Origin of the sequence: Microvirga pakistanensis, from assembly GCF_004458765.1 — a bacterium.
GTDB classification, from domain to species: domain Bacteria; phylum Pseudomonadota; class Alphaproteobacteria; order Rhizobiales; family Beijerinckiaceae; genus Microvirga; species Microvirga pakistanensis.
On record NZ_SPJX01000066.1, the window covers coordinates 1 to 223 of the forward strand.

The window sequence follows — 223 nt, forward strand, 5'->3', positions numbered from 1 at the left end:
CCCGGAAGGCCTCCGACCAGCTCTCCCGTCCCTTGGCGTTGTCGGCGTCCCTGGGGACCGCGACAATGATCGCCAGCGCCAGAACGACGGTAATCGCCGCGACGACCAGGAACGAGTCCCGCCAGCCGATGGCGGCGGCCGAGGCGGCGAGCGGCGCGGTCGCCGCAAGGGTGCCCAGATTGGCGCCTCCCATCTGGATGCTGGTGAGCCCCGCGAAGCGCTC

1 pseudogene is annotated in these 223 nt (G+C 71.7%); it reads right to left on the reverse strand.

Going from position 1 to position 223, the window contains the following annotated elements:
- Positions 1-223, reverse strand: a pseudogene (locus tag E4K09_RS02765) (MFS transporter); the annotation flags it as partial.